The 373-nt window shown below is 39.4% G+C and carries 1 pseudogene; it reads right to left on the reverse strand.

The annotated features are described in order from the left end of the window. Window positions 1-373: pseudogene (locus A7Q09_RS09975) on the reverse strand (ATP-dependent Clp protease ATP-binding subunit ClpX); the annotation flags it as partial.

Consider the following 373-nt stretch of genomic DNA (forward strand, 5'->3'; position numbering starts at 1 on the left):
TTAGGCGGCTTCTTTTTCCTGTCTTCGTTTTAAAATTGGGGTTTTTTTCCCTTCAGCTACTAGACGCGAGATAATAACTTCTTCAATATCTGTTCTAGAAGGAAGCTCAAACATGACATCTAGCATGATCTTTTCAATCATGTTTTTTAAAGCACGGGCTCCCGTTTTTTTCTTTTTTGCTTCTTGAGCAAAAAACCTAATGGCTTCCTTTGCAAAGGTCAGCTTGATATGGTCCAAGGCAAAAAGTTTTACATACTGTTTTATTATCGCGTTTTTGGGTTCAGTCAGGATCCTAACCAGTTCATCTTCAGTTAGCTCAGAAAGGGTAGCAATCACTGGAAATCTCCCCACAAATTCGGGGATCATGCCATAG

It is taken from the genome of Methylacidiphilum sp. Yel, from assembly GCF_004421185.1.
Lineage (GTDB): Bacteria > Verrucomicrobiota > Verrucomicrobiia > Methylacidiphilales > Methylacidiphilaceae > Methylacidiphilum.